Source organism: Clavibacter michiganensis subsp. tessellarius (genome assembly GCF_021922985.1).
GTDB classification, from domain to species: domain Bacteria; phylum Actinomycetota; class Actinomycetes; order Actinomycetales; family Microbacteriaceae; genus Clavibacter; species Clavibacter tessellarius.
In genome coordinates, this window is record NZ_CP040788.1 from 2,874,062 (window position 1) to 2,888,907 (window position 14,846).

The following is a 14,846-nucleotide window of genomic DNA, read 5'->3' on the forward strand; positions in this document are numbered from 1 at the left end:
AGCGTTCCCTGCCGTCCGCCGGTCAGTTCGCCGGCGCGGCCCTCACGCGGGCCAGACCGGCCGGAACTGGATGCTGATCCGCGGCCCCACCGCCTTCGCCGTCTTGAGGATGGCGTGCTCGTGCGTGCGTTGCGCGCTCCCGCCCATGACCACGAGGTCGCCGTGCCCGAGCGGGAACCGCCGCACCTCGCCGCCGCCCTTGGGTCGCAGCGAGAGCGTGCGCGCCGCCCCGACCGAGACGATGGCGACCATCGTGTCGCGGTCGATGGCGCGCCCCACCCGGTCGCCGTGCCACGCGACGCTGTCGTCGCCCGTGCGGTAGAAGCAGAGCCCGGCCGTCTCGAGCACCTGCCCGGGCGGGCGGCCGTAGTGCTCGTTCAGCGCCTCGCGCGCCTCGACCAGCACGGGCGCGGGCAGCGTCGCGCGCGGGCCGAACCACGAGAGCAGGCGCGGCACCTCGACGACGCGGCCGTGCATGAGCCGCGTGTCGGCCGTCCACTCGACATCCTCCACGAGGCGCTCGAACAGCGCGTCCGAGTCGGTGACCCAGCCGGGCCGGATGTCGAGCCAGGCGCCCTGCCCGAGGTCGAGCCGCTCGACCTCCCGGCCGAGCGCGCCGAGGCCCGGCTCCGCCTGGAGGTCGTCGAAGAGGGAGGCCTGGAACGCGATGCTCATGGCGCGAGCATAGCCCGGTTCTTCGAACGCATGTTCGAACGCCCGAGCCGGGGTGGAGCGCCCGTCAGGCCGTCGGGGGTGGGGAGGAGCGACGGCCCGCCGCGATCAGCAGCAGCGCCAGCCCGCAGATGAACGCCGCGATCACGACGACCCAGACGGCGACGGCGCCGTAGCCGCCCGTGCCCGTGGCGGGATCCAGGAACGGGTACGGGTAGTAGGTCGCCGCCCCGGTGACCTCGTTGCCCGTGATGGGCCCGCGCAGGAGCGTCACCGCCACCCACGCCAGCGGGAACACGACCACGCGCCCGATCGCGCCGTAGCCGAGCGCCCGCCGGTCGGGCGCGAGCAGCCAGTCGAGCAGCACGAGCGCGGGCACGACCACGTGCAGCACCTCGTTCGACCATGGCAGGGAGGCGCCGGGGATCGTCGGCAGCCCGCGCAGCAGGAGGTTGTAGACGACGCCGGTGGTCACCATGCACGTCGTCGCGACGAGCCGGAGCGTGGTCCAGCCGCGGCCGGGCAGGGGCGCGCGACGCAGCAGCCGCACGGCGCCCACCGCCATCACGACACCCGCGAGCAGGTTCGACTCGATCGTGAAGTAGAGGAGGAAGTCGAGCGTCTTGCCCCAGATCCCCTCCACGCCGACGCTCCGCCAGTAGGAGGAGCTCACGACGTACTGGCTGACGACCGCGACCAGCACGGCGAGGGCGGTGAGGAGGCGGACGACCGCCCAGGTGATGCGCACGTCCCACCGTCCCACATCGGCGTGCCCGCGGCGATCCGCCGACCGTCGGCGGCTCCCGGCGCGGCCTAGGCTGGGCGGATGCATGGTGAGTACAAGGTCCCCGGCGGCAAGCTCGTCGTGGTCGACCTCGACGTGACCGACGGCCGCATCTCGGACTTCCGCCTCGCGGGCGACTTCTTCCTCGAGCCGGACGACGCGCTCGAGGCCATCGACGGCGCGGTCAACGGCCTCCCGGAGGACAGCGACGCGGCCGCGATCTCGGCCGCCATCCGTCGCGCGCTCCCGCCGCAGGCCGTGCTCCTCGGCTTCTCGCCCGAGGCCGTCGCCGTCGCGATCCGCCGCTCGCTCGCCCGCGCCACGAACTGGGGCGACTACGAGTGGGAGGTCATCCACGACCGCGCCTACCGCCCCGTCGAGCAGATGGCGCTCGACCAGGTGCTCGCCGAGGAGGTCGGCGCCGGCCGCCGGAACCCCACGCTCCGCATCTGGGAGTGGGACCAGCCGGCCGTCGTCATCGGCAGCTTCCAGTCGCTCCGCAACGAGGTCGACGCCGAGCAGGCGGCGGCCCACGGCTTCGACGTCGTGCGCCGCGTCTCCGGCGGCGGCGCCATGTACATGGAGGCGGGCGCCGTCATCACGTACTCGATCTACGCGCCCGTCGACCTCGTGCAGGGCATGACCTTCGCGGACTCCTACGCCTACCTCGACGAGTGGGTCATCACCGCGCTGCGCTCGCTCGGGATCGACGCGTCGTACCAGCCGCTCAACGACATCACGAGCCCCACCGGCAAGATCGGCGGCGCCGCCCAGAAGCGCCTCGGCGCCGGCGCGGTGCTGCACCACGTGACCATGAGCTACGACATGGACGGCGAGAAGATGGTGCAGGTGCTCCGCATCGGCCGCGAGAAGATCAGCGACAAGGGCATCACGAGCGCCGCCAAGCGCGTGGATCCGCTCCGCAGCCAGACCGGCATGAGCCGCGCCGACATCATCGACCGGATGAAGGCCACCTTCACCGGCCTCTACGGCGGGAAGCCCGGCGCGGTGACGCCCGAGGAGTGGGCGAAGACCCGCCAGCTCGTGGAGGAGAAGTTCCAGACGCCGGAGTGGCTGACGCGCGTCCCCTGACCGGCGCCGACGCCCGCCGCCGCGACCTGCTGTCCGTCCCGCGAAACGCGGCTGTCCGCTCCGCGACGCGATGCGGTCCCCCGGAGGAGGGCCGCATAGTGTCCTGCTGTCGACCTTCCGGCCCCTCGGGGCCGAGCGTCGGCAGCGGCACGACCGAACCGCCCCGAGCGGCTGCGATCGACTGCCGCGGGCGGCTCCGTGACGGCTCGATCCGATCGCGGAGCGGTCTCGCGGGGCGCGGTCGCGCGCCCCGCGGGCGGCCCGGCCCGGCGGATCCGCCTCAGCCGCGCTCGAGCAGCTCCCGGTAGTCCGGGTGCTCGTCGATCCACTCGGCCACGAACGGGCAGGCCGCGACGACCGTGCGCGTCCCCGACCGGACGTCGTCGAGGGCGGCCCGCACGAGCTCGCCGCCCAGGCCGCCGCGCCGCTTCGCGGGGTCGACCTCGGTGTGGGTGAAGACGATGCGGTCGCCCTGGATCAGGTAGTCCGCGAAGCCCGCGCGCTCGCCGTCGAGCCACAGCGTGTAGCGCGAGCCGTCGGGGTCGTGGGTCACGTCGACGCTCATCTCCCCACCCTAAGCGCGGATGCGCGCCCCTCCGAGGGGGAGGGGCGCGCATCGCGATGGTCGGGGATCAGTCGTGGCAGTAGCTCGGCGTGTCACCGAAGTAGAACGTGAACTTCTGGTCGCCGGGGCACGGCGGGTGGTGCTTCACCCACTCGGTGACGGTGACGGCGGCGATCGCGATCACGCCGAGGAAGCGGAGGAAGGGGCCGATCTCGGCGATCGCGCAGAACCTGACCGTGGCGCCGGCGCCCCCGCTGGCGGCGATGATCGGCCACGCGTCCTCGCTGACGTCGACCCACGGTCCGTGCCTGTCCCAGCCGGCCCACTTCGCGCTCGCGCCGAGCGCGTGCGGGTCCGTCACTCCCGGGTCGGTCGGGGTGAGCGTGGTGCTCGTGCCGTCGCCGGTGGTGACGGCGACGACGTGCTGGTGGGCGCGTCCGATCCCTCCGTGGTGCGTTCTGGTGCGGGACGGGTCTGCGGTGACGTGGGTCACGGCGCCTCCTCGACGGATGGTCGTGTCGGCGGTGCAGGCGGCCAGGGAGGCCGCTGAGATGAGGACCGACCTCCGCGGAGGGGAGGCCGCCGATTCTCCGCAAGTCGAATCGTCTGACGTGCACGGGCACGAGCGGGAGGGCGCGGGTCGTCCCTCCCGGCGACACCGCGGCGCGTCCGGGGAGCGCACGGGGACGCGGGGTACCCTGAGCGGGTCCGGCACCCCGGGCGCATCCCCCCTCTACCCCGGAGGCAGCACGTGACCGCCGACATCCGCCGCCGCAGCATCCTCGCCGCCGCCCTCGCGGTCCCCGTGACCGCCGTCCTCGCCGCCTGCACCCGCCAGGACCCGGCCCCGCAGGCCACCCTCGGCGGCGGTGCGGACGGGCAGCCCGCCGCGTCCGGATCCTCGCCCGCCGTCTCCGCCGTCGAGCCCGCCACGCTCTCCGTCTCGGGCGGCCAAACCGTCACGCTCACGGGCGCGGGCCTCGCCGGCGCCACCGCGGTGATGTTCGCGGGCACCGCGGGCACCGACATGAAGGTGGCCGGCGACGGATCCGTCACGGTCGTCGCGCCCCGCTCCGCGGACTACGAGGACCGCGCCGCCGACATCCAGGTCATGGCAGGCGACGCCGCGCTCACGACGGCGACCGCCGCCTACGCCGCGCAGACCCCGGTCGACAAGCAGCTGCAGTACGCGCTCGCGCACTGGGACTCCTACAACCTCGCGGAGTACGGCAACTTCAACCCGTCCGGCGGCGACTGCGTCAACTTCGTCAGCCAGTCCCTCATCCAGCGCGGTTGGGAGATGACGACCGAGTGGCACAACCGCGGCGGCGGGTCCGACTGGACCTACGCGTGGATCCACGTGCCCACCTTCGACAAGTGGCTCGCCGCGAACGCGTCCACGCTCGGCGTGAAGCGCCTGGAGCTCGCCGACCGCGACCAGCTGAAGGTCGGCGACATCGTCATCTTCGACTGGAACCGCAACTCCTCGCCCGACCACACCCAGATCGTCTCGGCCATCGAGCCCAAGGAGGGCGGCAACGTCATCAAGATGGTCGGCCACAACCTCGACAACGACTACCGCGACCTCGACGCCACCATCACCACCGAGCACCCCGGCGCCGAGGTGCACTTCTGGAGCGTGGCCTAGCCCGCGTCGTCGAGGCCGCGGCCGATGCCCAGCAGGCGGTCGACCGAGAGCACCAGCAGCACCCCGAGCGCGTAGGCGCCGAGGTCCACGGGGTCGTACCCGGTGCCGAGCAGCAGCCGGCAGAGGGGCACGTGCAGCGCCCAGAGCGCGGGCCACCCGGTGATCTGCAGCAGCTCGATCCCGGTGCACCACACGAGCACGGCGGCCCCGTGCACCACCGTGTCGACGCGGGGGAGCACCGCGATCAGCGCGAGGTGGAACGCGGCGGCGTAGAAGATGTCCGGCCACAGCCCGCGGCCGTCGCTGTGGGTGACGACCATGCCGGCGACCACGACGGCGAGCAGGCCCGCGAGCGCCACGATCCGCCGGCGCGCGTGGCCGTCGGGGAGCCGCACGTCGCGGTCGACCACGGGAGTCGCGCCGGCCGGACCGTCGGCGGGGTGCATCGACGGCTCGTCCCAGACGAACGCGTCCACATCCCCGGAATGGCGCATTCCCCCAGCCTAGGCATCGCCGATGCGAGGCCGCCCTGTGCGGCGGCTTCGCATCCGTCCGGCCACGCCTCGCGTCGGGCCGCTAGGCGCCGAGCGCCGCGTCGACGATGCGCTTGGCCTCCGCCTGCACGGCGTGCAGGTGGTCGAGGCCGACGAACGACTCGGCGTAGATCTTGTACACGTCCTCGGTGCCGCTCGGGCGCGCCGCGAACCACGCCCTGTCGGTGACGACCTTGACGCCGCCGACCGCCGCGCCGTTGCCGGGCGCGGTGCTGAGCTTGGCGGTGATCGGGTCGCCCGCGACCTCGGTGGCCGTGATGGCGTCGCCGTCGAGCTTGCCGAGGGTCGCCTTCTGCGCCTTGGTGGCCGCGGCGTCGACGCGCTCGTAGACCGGGTCGCCGAAGCGCTCCGTGAGCTCGCGGTAGAGCGCGCTCGGGGTCTTGCCCGTGACGGCCACGATCTCGGCGGCGAGGAGCGCCAGCAGGATCCCGTCCTTGTCCGTGGTCCAGACCGTGCCGTCCATGCGCAGGAAGCTGGCGCCGGCGGACTCCTCGCCGCCGAAGCCGACGGATCCGTCGATGAGCCCGGGCACGAACCACTTGAAGCCCACCGGCACCTCCCAGAGCCGGCGGCCGAGCGACTCGGCGACGCGGTCGATCACGCTGGAGGAGACGAGCGTCTTGCCGATCGCGGCGTCCGCGCGCCACTCGGGCCGGTGCGCGTAGAGGTAGTCGATGGCGACCGCGAGGTAGTGGTTCGGGTTCATGAGCCCCGCGTCGGGCGTGACGATGCCGTGCCGGTCGGCGTCGGCGTCGTTGCCCGTGAGGATGTCGAAGTCGTCCTTGCGCGCGAGCACGCTCGCCATGGCGGACGAGGAGGACGGGTCCATCCGGATCTTGCCGTCCCAGTCGAGCGTCATGAACGCCCACGCCGGGTCGACCTCGGGGTTCACGACCTCGAGGTCGAGCCCGTGGCGCTCGGCGATCGCGGCCCAGTACTCGACGGAGGCGCCGCCGAGCGGATCCGCGCCGATGCGGACGCCCGCCTTCCGGATGGCCTCCATGTCGATGATGGAGCCGAGGTCGTCCACGTAGTGGCCGAGGAAGTCGTAGCCCTCGACGCGGCCGCGCGCCTCCTCGAGGGGCACGCGCTTCACGTCGACGAGGCCGCCCGCGATGATCGCGTTGGCGCGCGCGGCGATCCAGCCGGTGGCGTCGGAGTCGGCCGGGCCGCCGTGCGGCGGGTTGTACTTGAAGCCGCCGTCGGCCGGAGGGTTGTGGCTGGGGGTCACGACGATGCCGTCGGCCACGTCGTCGTCGCCGTGCTCGTCGTCGCGGTTCCAGCGGAGGATCGCGTGCGACAGCGCGGGGGTCGGGCACCAGGAGTCGCGGGAGTCGGCGAGCACGCGCACGCCGTTGGCGACGAGCACCTCGAGCGCGGTGTCCTCGGCGGGCTTCGAGAGCCCGTGGGTGTCGCGGCCGATGAACAGCGGGCCGGTGATGCCCTGCTCGGCCCGGTACTCCACGATCGCCTGCGTGATCGCGAGGATGTGGTCCTCGTTGAACGCGGTCTTCAGGGAGCTGCCGCGGTGGCCGCTCGTGCCGAACGCCACCTTCTGCTCCGGGTCCTCCACGTCGGGGTGGAGGTCGTGGTACGCCCGGATCAGCTCGTCGATGTCGATGAGGTCGGACGGGAGGGCGGCGGTGCCTGCGCGGTCATGCATGGCTCCATCCTGGCACCGGGCCGATCCGATTCCCATCTAGGGTGCAGGCATGCCCGAGAGCCCCCGACCCGACGAGACGTACAGCTACCTCGGCCCGGCCGGCACCTTCACGGAGGCCGCGCTCATGCAGGTCGAGGCCGCCCGCGGGCGCACCTGGCGGTCCGTCAACAACGCGTCGGAGGCGCTCGCCGACGTCGTCTCGGGCACGTCGGTGGCCGCCATGATCGCCATCGAGAACTCCGTCGAGGGCGGCGTGACGGCCACGCAGGACGCGCTCGCGAACATCCCGGGCCTCCGCATCCTCAGCGAGCACCTCGTGCCCGTGTCCTTCGACCTCGTGGTGCGGCCGGGCACGGCGCTCGCCGACGTGCGCACGGTGGCCGCGCATCCGGTCGCCTACGGCCAGTGCCGCCGGTTCCTCGAGCGCGAGCTGCCGGCGCACGGGCACGTGCCGGCGACGTCGAACGTGGCGGCGGCCCTGTCGCTGCTGGACGGCGGCACCGCGGACGCGGCCATCGCGCCGCCGCGGATCACCGAGGGCCGGCCGCTCGAGGCGGTCGCATCCGGCGTGGGCGACAACCCGAACGCCGTCACGCGCTTCGTGCTCGTCGGCCGGGCCACCACGCTGCCGCCGCGCACCGGCGCCGACAAGACGAGCCTGGTGGTGGAGCTGCCCGACGACCGGGCCGGATCCCTGCTCGACCTCCTCGAGCAGTTCGCGACCCGCGGGGTGAACCTCGCGCTCATCCAGTCGCGTCCCATCGGCGACGAGCTCGGGCGCTACCGCTTCGTCATCGACGCGGAGGGGCACGTGCTCGACGAGCGCGTGGCCGACGCGCTGCTCGGGATCCGCCGCTTCAGTCCGCGCGTCACCTTCCTCGGCTCGTACCCGCGGGCCGACGGCACGCCGAGCACCTACCGCGCGCGGTACGAGGACGACGTGTTCCTCGAGGCGCGCGACTGGCTGCGGGGCATCCTCTCGGCGGAGCCGGGCGAGGGCTCCTGAGGCGTCGCGGCGGCCCGGACGCGCCCGGGCCGCTTCGTTAGAGTGACGGGGTGATCGATCCGCAGACCCTCCGCGACCATCCCGACCTCGTCATCGCCTCGCAGGAGCTGCGCGGCGCATCCGTGGAGGTGGTCGACCAGGCGGTCGCGGCCGACTCCGAGCGCCGCCGGGCGGTCACCGAGTTCGAGGGACTGCGCGCCGAGCAGAACGCGCACGGCAAGCTCGTCGCGAAGGCCGACAAGGCCGACAAGCCGCGCCTCATCGCCGAGGTGCAGGAGCTGAAGGCGCGCGTCACGGCGGCCCAGGAGCGCGCGCAGGCGGCCGAGGCCGCGCTCGACGAGGCCATGCGTCGGATCCCGAACATCGTCATCGAGGGCGTGCCCGCCGGCGGCGAGGACGACTGGGCGCTCGTGCGCGAGGTCGGCGAGAAGGCGTCGTTCGACTTCGCGCCCCGCGACCACCTCGAGATCGGCGAGATCCTCGACGCCATCGACATGGGCCGCGGCGCCAAGGTCTCCGGCGCCCGCTTCCACTTCCTGAAGGGCATCGGCGCCCGGCTCGAGATCGCGCTGATGAACTTCGGCCTGGCCCGCGCGCTCGAGGCCGGCCTCGTGCCGCTCATCACGCCCACGCTCGTGAAGCCCGAGGTCATGGCCGGCACCGGCTTCCTCGGCGCCCACGCCGACGAGGTCTACCACCTCGACGACGACGACCTCTACCTCACGGGCACGAGCGAGGTGGCGCTCGCCGGGTACCACGCCGACGAGATCCTCGACCTGGCCGACGGCCCGATCCGGTACGCCGGCTGGTCGACCTGCTACCGCAAGGAGGCGGGCTCCTACGGCAAGGACACCCGCGGCATCATCCGCGTGCACCAGTTCCAGAAGCTCGAGATGTTCTCCTACGTCGACCCGGCCGACGCCGAGGCCGAGCACGAGCGCCTCCTCGCCATGCAGGAGCGCATGATGCAGGACCTGGGCCTCGCCTACCGCGTCATCGACACGGCGGCCGGCGACCTCGGATCCAGCGCCGCCCGCAAGTACGACGTCGAGGCGTGGGTCCCCACGCAGGACGCCTACCGCGAGCTCACCTCCACCTCGAACTGCACCACCTTCCAAGCCCGCCGCCTCGGCACGCGCTTCCGCGGCGAGGACGGCCGCACCTCGCCCGTCGCCACGCTCAACGGCACGCTCGCCACCACCCGCTGGATCGTCGCGATCCTCGAGACGCACCAGCAGGCCGACGGATCCGTGCGGGTCCCCGAGGCGCTCCGCCCGTACCTCGGCGGCCTCGAGGTGCTGGAGCCCGCCACGGCGAAGGCGGCCCGATGACCCCCCGCGTGGCCGACGCCGACCGCCTCCTCATCGCCCTCGACATCGACGGCACCCTCCTCGGCGAGGACGGCTCGCTCGACGAGTCCGTCGTCCGCGAGGTGCGGCGCGTGGAGGAGGTCGGCCACGTGGTCATGCCCTCCACCGGTCGCTCGGTGGCCGACACCCTGCCGATCGTCGACCGCCTCGGCATCCGCCCCGAGTACATGGTGTGCTCGAACGGCGCGATCACCCTCGAGCGCGACGCGGACGCCCCCACCGGGTACTCCCGCCGCTTCGTCGAGACCTTCGACCCGGCCGACGTGCTGCAGCGGATCCGCCCGCACCTCGCGAGCGGCCGCTACGCCGTCGAGGACGAGGAGGGCGTGTACCTCTACTCCGGCGGCGACTTCCCGGCCGGCGTGCTCGAGGCCAACGGCCGCCACGTGGAGTTCGAGGAGCTGCTGCACGTGCCCGCGACGCGCGTCGTCGTCATCTCGCCCGGCCACGACGTGGAGGACTTCCAGGACGTCGTCGAGCGCATGGGCCTGCACCGCGTGAGCTACTCCATCGGCTGGACCGCGTGGCTCGACATCGCGCCCGACGGCGTGAACAAGGCCACCGCCATGGAGCGCGTGCGCGAGCTGCACGGGATCGCCCGCACCCACGTCCTGGCGATGGGCGACGGCCGCAACGACATCGAGATGCTGGAGTGGGCGGGCGAGCACGGCCGCGGGGTGGCGATGGGCCAGGCGCCCGCCGAGGTCATCGCGGTCGCGACCGAGGTCACCGGTCCCATCGCCGAGAACGGCGCCGCGACGGTCCTCGCCCGGCTCTGACGCCGGTCGTCGCGTGATTCCCCACCTGGGGAGAGTTCAGCCCGCTCGGATCCTCGGCGTGCGAGAGTGGCGCATCCCGCGCGGTCACCCGGCCGCACCACCGCGGGCCGACCGGCCACCGGTAGGATCCTTCACGATCGCCCCGCCCGCCCCGCGGGAGGGCGCGCATCGGGAGGGCTGTCCGAGCGGCCGATGGAGCCAGTCTTGAAAACTGGTGGGCAGAGATGTCTCGTGGGTTCGAATCCCACGCCCTCCGCCCGGAGAGGACCCGCATGAGCGACGCGCCCCTGCGCCCCCGTCGATCCGCGACGGCCCCCGGCATCGCGCGCCACGGCCGCCTGCGCAAGCCCACCGCGGCGGGAGCCCTGCTGAAGGGCGTGGCGATGGGCATCGCGGTGCTGCTGGTCAGCGGCCTCTCCGTCGGCACCATCGCGCTCTGGGAGCTGGACAAGTCGGTCCAGGCCAACACCGTCGACATCAGCGACGGCACCGAGCAGACCACGGTCGGCGTCGGCGCCCTCGACGGCGGCTTCAACGTGCTGCTCGCCGGATCCGACACCCGCCAGGGCCAGGGGGACGGCTACGGCAAGACCGACGGCGCGCTCAACGACGTGAACATGGTGCTGCACGTGTCGGCCGACCACTCGCAGGCGACCGTCGTCAGCCTCCCGCGCGACATGGTCGTGCCGATCCCCGCGTGCCAGCGCTCCGACGGATCCGGCACCGCCCCCGCCATGTCCGCGGCGCCGCTGAACACGGCCCTCTCCGACGGCGGCCTCCCGTGCGTCGCGAAGACCGTCGCGCAGTTCACGGGCCTCGACATCCCCTACGCCGCGCTCATCGAGTTCAACGGCGTCATCGAGATGTCGAACGCCGTCGGCGGCGTCCCCGTCTGCCTCGCGAGCCCGCTCAAGGACAAGCGCACCGACCTCGACCTCCCCGCGGGCGTCACCCCGCTGCAGGGCAAGCAGGCGCTGCAGTTCCTCCGCACGCGGCACGCGGTCGGCGACGGCAGCGACCTGGCGCGCATCAGCAACCAGCAGGTGTTCCTCTCCGCGCTCGTGCGCACGATGAAGGAGTCGAGCACGCTCTCGGATCCCACGCGCGTCTACGGCCTCGCGAAGGCGGCGGTCGACAACATGCAGCGCTCCACGTCGCTCGACTACCAGACCATGGCGTCCATGGCCCTGGCGCTCAAGGACATCCCGCTCGACCAGGTGCGCTTCCTCCAGTACCCGGGCACGACGAACGGCACCGGCGTCTACTCGGGCAAGGTCCAGCCACTGAAGTCGGACGGCGACCAGCTCATGCAGCTGCTCAAGGCCGACGCGCCCTTCGAGGTCAAGGCCGGCAACACCGGCCTCGGCGCGGTGGACGAGACGCCGGCGCAGGCCGCGGCCACGCCCGCCCCCAGCGCGTCCTCCGGCACCGGCGGCGGATCCGCTCCGGCCGCGTCGTCGCCGACCGTGCTGCCCGAGGCCGTCACGGGAACGGACGCGGGCACGGTCACCTGCTCGAAGGCCTTCAAGGGCTGAGCCGTCCCGCCGCAGCGGCGGGGGAGCGTCGCGCGCCTGAGGGAGGGCGACGGATCCCGCCGCACACCCTATGCAGCGGGGATCCGTCTATCTCGTTCAGCTTTCGACCCGAATCCTCCGCCGGACGAGAATCTCGTGATCTCGCCCACGGGGGGCTCGCGACGTCGTCGCGTGCGTGGGGGTGAGCGGCGCCGGTTCGGGGGATCCGGGACCGCGGCCACGTGGGCGAGCGGGACATCTCTGGGCTGACACATCGACACGCGCGGGGTGAGCCGGTCGGGTCCGGCACACGCGTCGAGACAGACACTACGTGTCCGTCGAATGGGGGACAACCGCGCCGCACCCCCCGTTCGGGCCCGCGTCCCGGTGCCCGGGGATGTGACCAGGCCGCCGCGTCCGGTACAGTGGACGGGTACGTCTGGAGACGTCGCATAGTTCGGCCTAGTGCACCACCCTGCTAAGGTGGAGTACCCGTATGGGTACCGTGGGTTCAAATCCCACCGTCTCCGCCATCTGCTCGTTCCCCTTCCGTCCCGGCTTCGTGCGGCCGGATGACGCGGACATCGGCGGCCGCCGGGACCGATACGCTCCTGGGAAGGACCGCCAGACGCTCGACCAGCTGACGACGGGCCGTTCTCGGCGCGACGTGCAGGCCATCCGCGACGCGCTCTCCTCGGTGTCGCCCGGGGACGTCGTCCGCGTCGTCATCCGCTCGCCTCGGTACGGCCTCCACGCCGTCGACGGCACGGTGCGCACCGGCGCGAACGGTCAGATGTCCGTCGCGGACACCGCGCTCGGTGCAGCAGGCGAGATCCAGGGACTCTCCGTGACGGCCGAGGCCGAGAGCGCGACCGAGCCGGAGCTGCCCTCGTCGGTGTCCGGCCTCGCCCACGGGGCCGCCGTCCGCGTGACGTTCGACGAGCCCGCCTACGGTCCGTTCCACGTCACCGGTCCGCTCTCGGCTGGCGATGACGCCTTCCTGCTCGTGGGCAACTGGATCGTCGTGGACGGGGACCGGTTCGCCCCGCGGGTCGTCGGTGTCGAGGTGGTAGGCGACGTCGAGGTGCACCCGGCGAACATCCCGCCGCGGCGGCCGTCGGTCGAGGACTCGGCCGTGCCGGTGCCCGGGCTCAGCGCCTAGCGTCGCCGGGAACGGGCCGTGCCTCACCGCCGCGGCCGACCCGGCCTAGCATCACCCCCATGAGCGACACGTTTCCCGATGCGACGCGGCAGCCGGACCCCGATCACGGCTCCGGCACCACCCTCGGCCTCATCGCGCGCGAGGCGAACGTGTCCATCGGCACGGTCAGCAAGGTACTCAACGGGCGCAAGGGCATCTCCCCGGCGACCCGCGCCCGCGTCGAGGAGCTCATGGAGCGGCACGGCTACAGCCGGCGCGGGGCCGAGCGGCCGCACGGCGCGCTGATCGAGATCGTGCTCGAGGTCGTCGACACCGGCTTCTCCGTCGACCTGCTGCGCGGCGTCTCCGCCGTCGCGCGCGAGCATGCGCTGAGCGTCATCGTCACGGAGCACGGGCGCGACAACGCCCTCGACGGCGACTGGATGGCGGGCGTCATGCAGCGCCGGCCGATGGGCCTCGTCCTCGTCTTCTCCGACCTCGCACCCGCGCAGAAGCGGCAGCTGCGGAGCCGCGGCATCCCGTTCGTGGTGGTGGATCCCGCGGGGTCGCCGGCCGCGGACGTGCCGGCCGTCGGATCCACCAACTGGGAGGGCGGCCACGCCGCGGGGGAGCACCTCCTGGGGCTCGGGCACCGGCGGATTGGCGCGATCAGCGGCCCGCCGCACCGCCTCTACTCGCGTGCGCGCATGTCCGGCTTCCGCAGCGCCCTCGAGGCGGCGGGATCCGGGGTCTCGCTCGTCGAGGTCGAGGGCGACTTCGGGCGCACCGCCGGGTACCGCGCCGGCGGCGAGCTGCTCGACGACGCCCGCCGCCCCACCGCGATCTTCGCCGGCAACGACGAGCAGGCGCTCGGGCTGTACGAGGCGGCGCGCGAGCGCGGGATCCGGATCCCCGACGACCTGTCCGTGCTCGGCTACGACGACCTCCCGTTCGCCCGCATCGTCTCGCCCGCGCTCAGCACCGTGCGGCAGCCGGTCCGCGAGATGGCGGAGGCGGCGGCGCGCATGGTGCTGCGGATCCGCGAGGGCCGGAGCGACGAGCCCACCCGGCTCGACCTCGCGACCGCGCTCGTGGTGCGCGCGAGCACGGCGGCGCCCGCGGACGGGAGCGCCGACACGGACGCGCCCGCGGGCGACGCGGTGTCGCCCCGCGCGTGAAACGTTTCGGATCCCCCGCGCGCTGCTTGCCGGCCCCGACCGCCGGTGCGTAGCGTTCGAGGGGCGCCGGCAGTCGCCCGGTCGCGCCCGACGAAGGAGTCGCAGATGCAGATCCCCCGCACGTCCGCCCGCCCGCATCCGGGTCGCCCGACCGGGACGGCCCGCTCGTGAGCGCCGCCCGGCAGGCGCTCGTCGTCCGCGGCGGCTGGGACGGCCACATGCCCGTGGAGACCACGGGCCTGTTCATCCCGTTCCTCGAGGAGAACGGCTTCGAGGTGCGCGTCGAGGAGGGCTCGGCCGTCTACGCCGACGCCGACGTCATGGCCGCCACCGATCTCATCGTCCAGGCCAACACGATGACCACGATCGAACCCGAGGAGATGGCCGGCTTGTACGCCGCCGTCGTCGCGGGCACCGGCATGGCCGGCTGGCATGGCGGCATCGCCGACTCGTACCGGAACACGGCCGACTACCTCCACATGATCGGCGGCCAGTTCGCCCATCACGCGGGCAAGGACCCGGCCGAGCGCACGGGCGAGCAGTCCGACAACTACATCCCGTACACGGTCGAGATGACCGAGCTCGGGCGCACCCATGAGATCACGCAGGGGATCGCCGACTTCGACCTCGTGACTGAGCAGTACTGGGTGCTGAGCGACGAGTACAACGACGTGCTCGCGACGACGACGCAGACCGTGCGGCCGTGGGATCCGTGGCACCGGCCGGTGACCGCGCCCGCGATCTGGACCCGCCAGTGGGGCGAGGGCCGCATCTTCGTCTCGGCACCCGGCCACCGCATCGAGGTCGTCGAGGACCCGAACGTCCGCACCATCATCGAGAGGGGCCTCCTGTGGGCGGCACGCTGAACCACGACGACGAC

15 protein-coding genes and 2 tRNA genes are annotated in these 14,846 nt (G+C 73.0%); 11 read left to right on the plus strand and 6 right to left on the minus strand.

Annotated features, from left to right (window positions below):
* Window positions 1–42: 42 nt before the first annotated feature.
* Both FGG90_RS13620 and FGG90_RS13625 read right to left on the minus strand, forming a co-directional pair.
* The gene (locus FGG90_RS13620; protein ID WP_094126482.1) at window positions 43–675 is read right to left on the minus strand and encodes an alpha-ketoglutarate-dependent dioxygenase AlkB; all 633 of its coding nucleotides are present in this window, start codon (window positions 673–675) and stop codon (window positions 43–45) included.
* Between the two features lie 64 nt (window positions 676–739).
* A complete protein-coding gene (locus tag FGG90_RS13625) occupies window positions 740–1,420 on the minus strand; it encodes a Pr6Pr family membrane protein (RefSeq protein WP_094131231.1) in 681 nt (226 codons plus the stop codon).
* Window positions 1,421–1,498: 78 nt separating this feature from the next.
* Between FGG90_RS13625 and FGG90_RS13630 the strand changes: the two genes are divergently transcribed.
* Window positions 1,499–2,548, plus strand: a complete 1,050-nt coding sequence (locus FGG90_RS13630) for a lipoate--protein ligase family protein (RefSeq protein ID WP_094126481.1) — start codon at window positions 1,499–1,501, stop codon at window positions 2,546–2,548.
* Between the two features lie 280 nt (window positions 2,549–2,828).
* On the opposite strand, the gene FGG90_RS13635 is transcribed toward FGG90_RS13630, so the two are convergent.
* Window positions 2,829–3,113, minus strand: a complete 285-nt coding sequence (locus tag FGG90_RS13635) for a GNAT family N-acetyltransferase (RefSeq protein WP_094126480.1) — start codon at window positions 3,111–3,113, stop codon at window positions 2,829–2,831.
* A 67-nt stretch (window positions 3,114–3,180) separates the two neighbouring features.
* Window positions 3,181–3,606 carry a hypothetical protein gene (locus tag FGG90_RS13640; RefSeq protein WP_094126479.1) on the minus strand — a complete coding sequence of 142 codons (426 nt, stop codon included), beginning with the start codon at window positions 3,604–3,606 and terminating at the stop codon, window positions 3,181–3,183.
* A gap of 258 nt (window positions 3,607–3,864) precedes the next feature.
* Here FGG90_RS13640 and FGG90_RS13645 point away from each other — a divergent pair, with 258 nt between their 5' ends.
* Window positions 3,865–4,761: an amidase domain-containing protein gene (locus FGG90_RS13645; protein ID WP_094126478.1), complete on the plus strand. Its 897-nt coding sequence runs from the start codon at window positions 3,865–3,867 to the stop codon at window positions 4,759–4,761.
* On the opposite strand, the gene FGG90_RS13650 is transcribed toward FGG90_RS13645, so the two are convergent.
* Both FGG90_RS13650 and pgm read right to left on the minus strand, forming a co-directional pair.
* Window positions 4,758–5,255, minus strand: coding sequence for a ribosomal maturation YjgA family protein (locus FGG90_RS13650; RefSeq protein WP_165771353.1), 498 nt, complete (start codon window positions 5,253–5,255; stop codon window positions 4,758–4,760). The two genes, FGG90_RS13645 and FGG90_RS13650, sit on opposite strands and share 4 nt — an antisense overlap.
* An 82-nt stretch (window positions 5,256–5,337) precedes the next feature.
* The gene (gene pgm, locus FGG90_RS13655) at window positions 5,338–6,978 is read right to left on the minus strand and encodes a phosphoglucomutase (alpha-D-glucose-1,6-bisphosphate-dependent) (RefSeq protein ID WP_094126477.1); all 1,641 of its coding nucleotides are present in this window, start codon (window positions 6,976–6,978) and stop codon (window positions 5,338–5,340) included.
* 49 nt (window positions 6,979–7,027) lie between these two features.
* Between pgm and pheA the strand changes: the two genes are divergently transcribed.
* The 9 genes from pheA (at window position 7,028) to FGG90_RS13700 (ending at window position 14,832) form a co-directional block, all read left to right on the plus strand.
* Window positions 7,028–7,984, plus strand: a complete 957-nt coding sequence (gene pheA / locus FGG90_RS13660) for a prephenate dehydratase (RefSeq protein WP_094126476.1) — start codon at window positions 7,028–7,030, stop codon at window positions 7,982–7,984.
* Between the two features lie 50 nt (window positions 7,985–8,034).
* Window positions 8,035–9,315 carry a serine--tRNA ligase gene (gene serS / locus FGG90_RS13665; protein WP_094126475.1) on the plus strand — a complete coding sequence of 427 codons (1,281 nt, stop codon included), beginning with the start codon at window positions 8,035–8,037 and terminating at the stop codon, window positions 9,313–9,315.
* Complete coding sequence (locus FGG90_RS13670; RefSeq protein WP_094126474.1) at window positions 9,312–10,133, plus strand: HAD family hydrolase; 822 nt, start codon at window positions 9,312–9,314, stop codon at window positions 10,131–10,133. Before serS ends, FGG90_RS13670 begins: the two co-directional genes overlap by 4 nt.
* Before the next feature lie 171 nt (window positions 10,134–10,304).
* Window positions 10,305–10,389 (plus strand) — tRNA-Ser (locus tag FGG90_RS13675).
* 16 nt (window positions 10,390–10,405) lie between these two features.
* Window positions 10,406–11,668: an LCP family protein gene (locus tag FGG90_RS13680; protein WP_094126473.1), complete on the plus strand. Its 1,263-nt coding sequence runs from the start codon at window positions 10,406–10,408 to the stop codon at window positions 11,666–11,668.
* A 420-nt stretch (window positions 11,669–12,088) separates the two neighbouring features.
* Window positions 12,089–12,180: transfer RNA gene (locus FGG90_RS13685), tRNA-Ser, on the plus strand.
* Window positions 12,153–12,809, plus strand: coding sequence for a hypothetical protein (locus tag FGG90_RS13690; RefSeq protein WP_237583424.1), 657 nt, complete (start codon window positions 12,153–12,155; stop codon window positions 12,807–12,809). Before FGG90_RS13685 ends, FGG90_RS13690 begins: the two co-directional genes overlap by 28 nt.
* Before the next feature lie 59 nt (window positions 12,810–12,868).
* A complete protein-coding gene (locus FGG90_RS13695) occupies window positions 12,869–13,966 on the plus strand; it encodes a LacI family DNA-binding transcriptional regulator (RefSeq protein WP_094126472.1) in 1,098 nt (365 codons plus the stop codon).
* 167 nt (window positions 13,967–14,133) lie between these two features.
* The gene (locus tag FGG90_RS13700; RefSeq protein WP_094126471.1) at window positions 14,134–14,832 is read left to right on the plus strand and encodes a ThuA domain-containing protein; all 699 of its coding nucleotides are present in this window, start codon (window positions 14,134–14,136) and stop codon (window positions 14,830–14,832) included.
* Window positions 14,833–14,846 lie beyond the last annotated feature (14 nt).

Bases quoted from the DNA above. Each gene is read 5' to 3' on its own strand.
- FGG90_RS13620 (WP_094126482.1), bottom strand. From the start codon at position 675: ATGAGCATCGCGTTCCAGGCCTCCCTCTTCGACGACCTCCAGGCGGAG.
- FGG90_RS13630 (WP_094126481.1), top strand. From the start codon at position 1,499: ATGCATGGTGAGTACAAGGTCCCCGGCGGCAAGCTCGTCGTGGTCGAC.
- FGG90_RS13635 (WP_094126480.1), bottom strand. From the start codon at position 3,113: ATGAGCGTCGACGTGACCCACGACCCCGACGGCTCGCGCTACACGCTG.
- FGG90_RS13650 (WP_165771353.1), bottom strand. From the start codon at position 5,255: ATGCGCCATTCCGGGGATGTGGACGCGTTCGTCTGGGACGAGCCGTCG.
- pgm (WP_094126477.1), bottom strand. From the start codon at position 6,978: ATGCATGACCGCGCAGGCACCGCCGCCCTCCCGTCCGACCTCATCGAC.
- pheA (WP_094126476.1), top strand. From the start codon at position 7,028: ATGCCCGAGAGCCCCCGACCCGACGAGACGTACAGCTACCTCGGCCCG.
- FGG90_RS13670 (WP_094126474.1), top strand. From the start codon at position 9,312: ATGACCCCCCGCGTGGCCGACGCCGACCGCCTCCTCATCGCCCTCGAC.
- FGG90_RS13680 (WP_094126473.1), top strand. From the start codon at position 10,406: ATGAGCGACGCGCCCCTGCGCCCCCGTCGATCCGCGACGGCCCCCGGC.
- FGG90_RS13695 (WP_094126472.1), top strand. From the start codon at position 12,869: ATGAGCGACACGTTTCCCGATGCGACGCGGCAGCCGGACCCCGATCAC.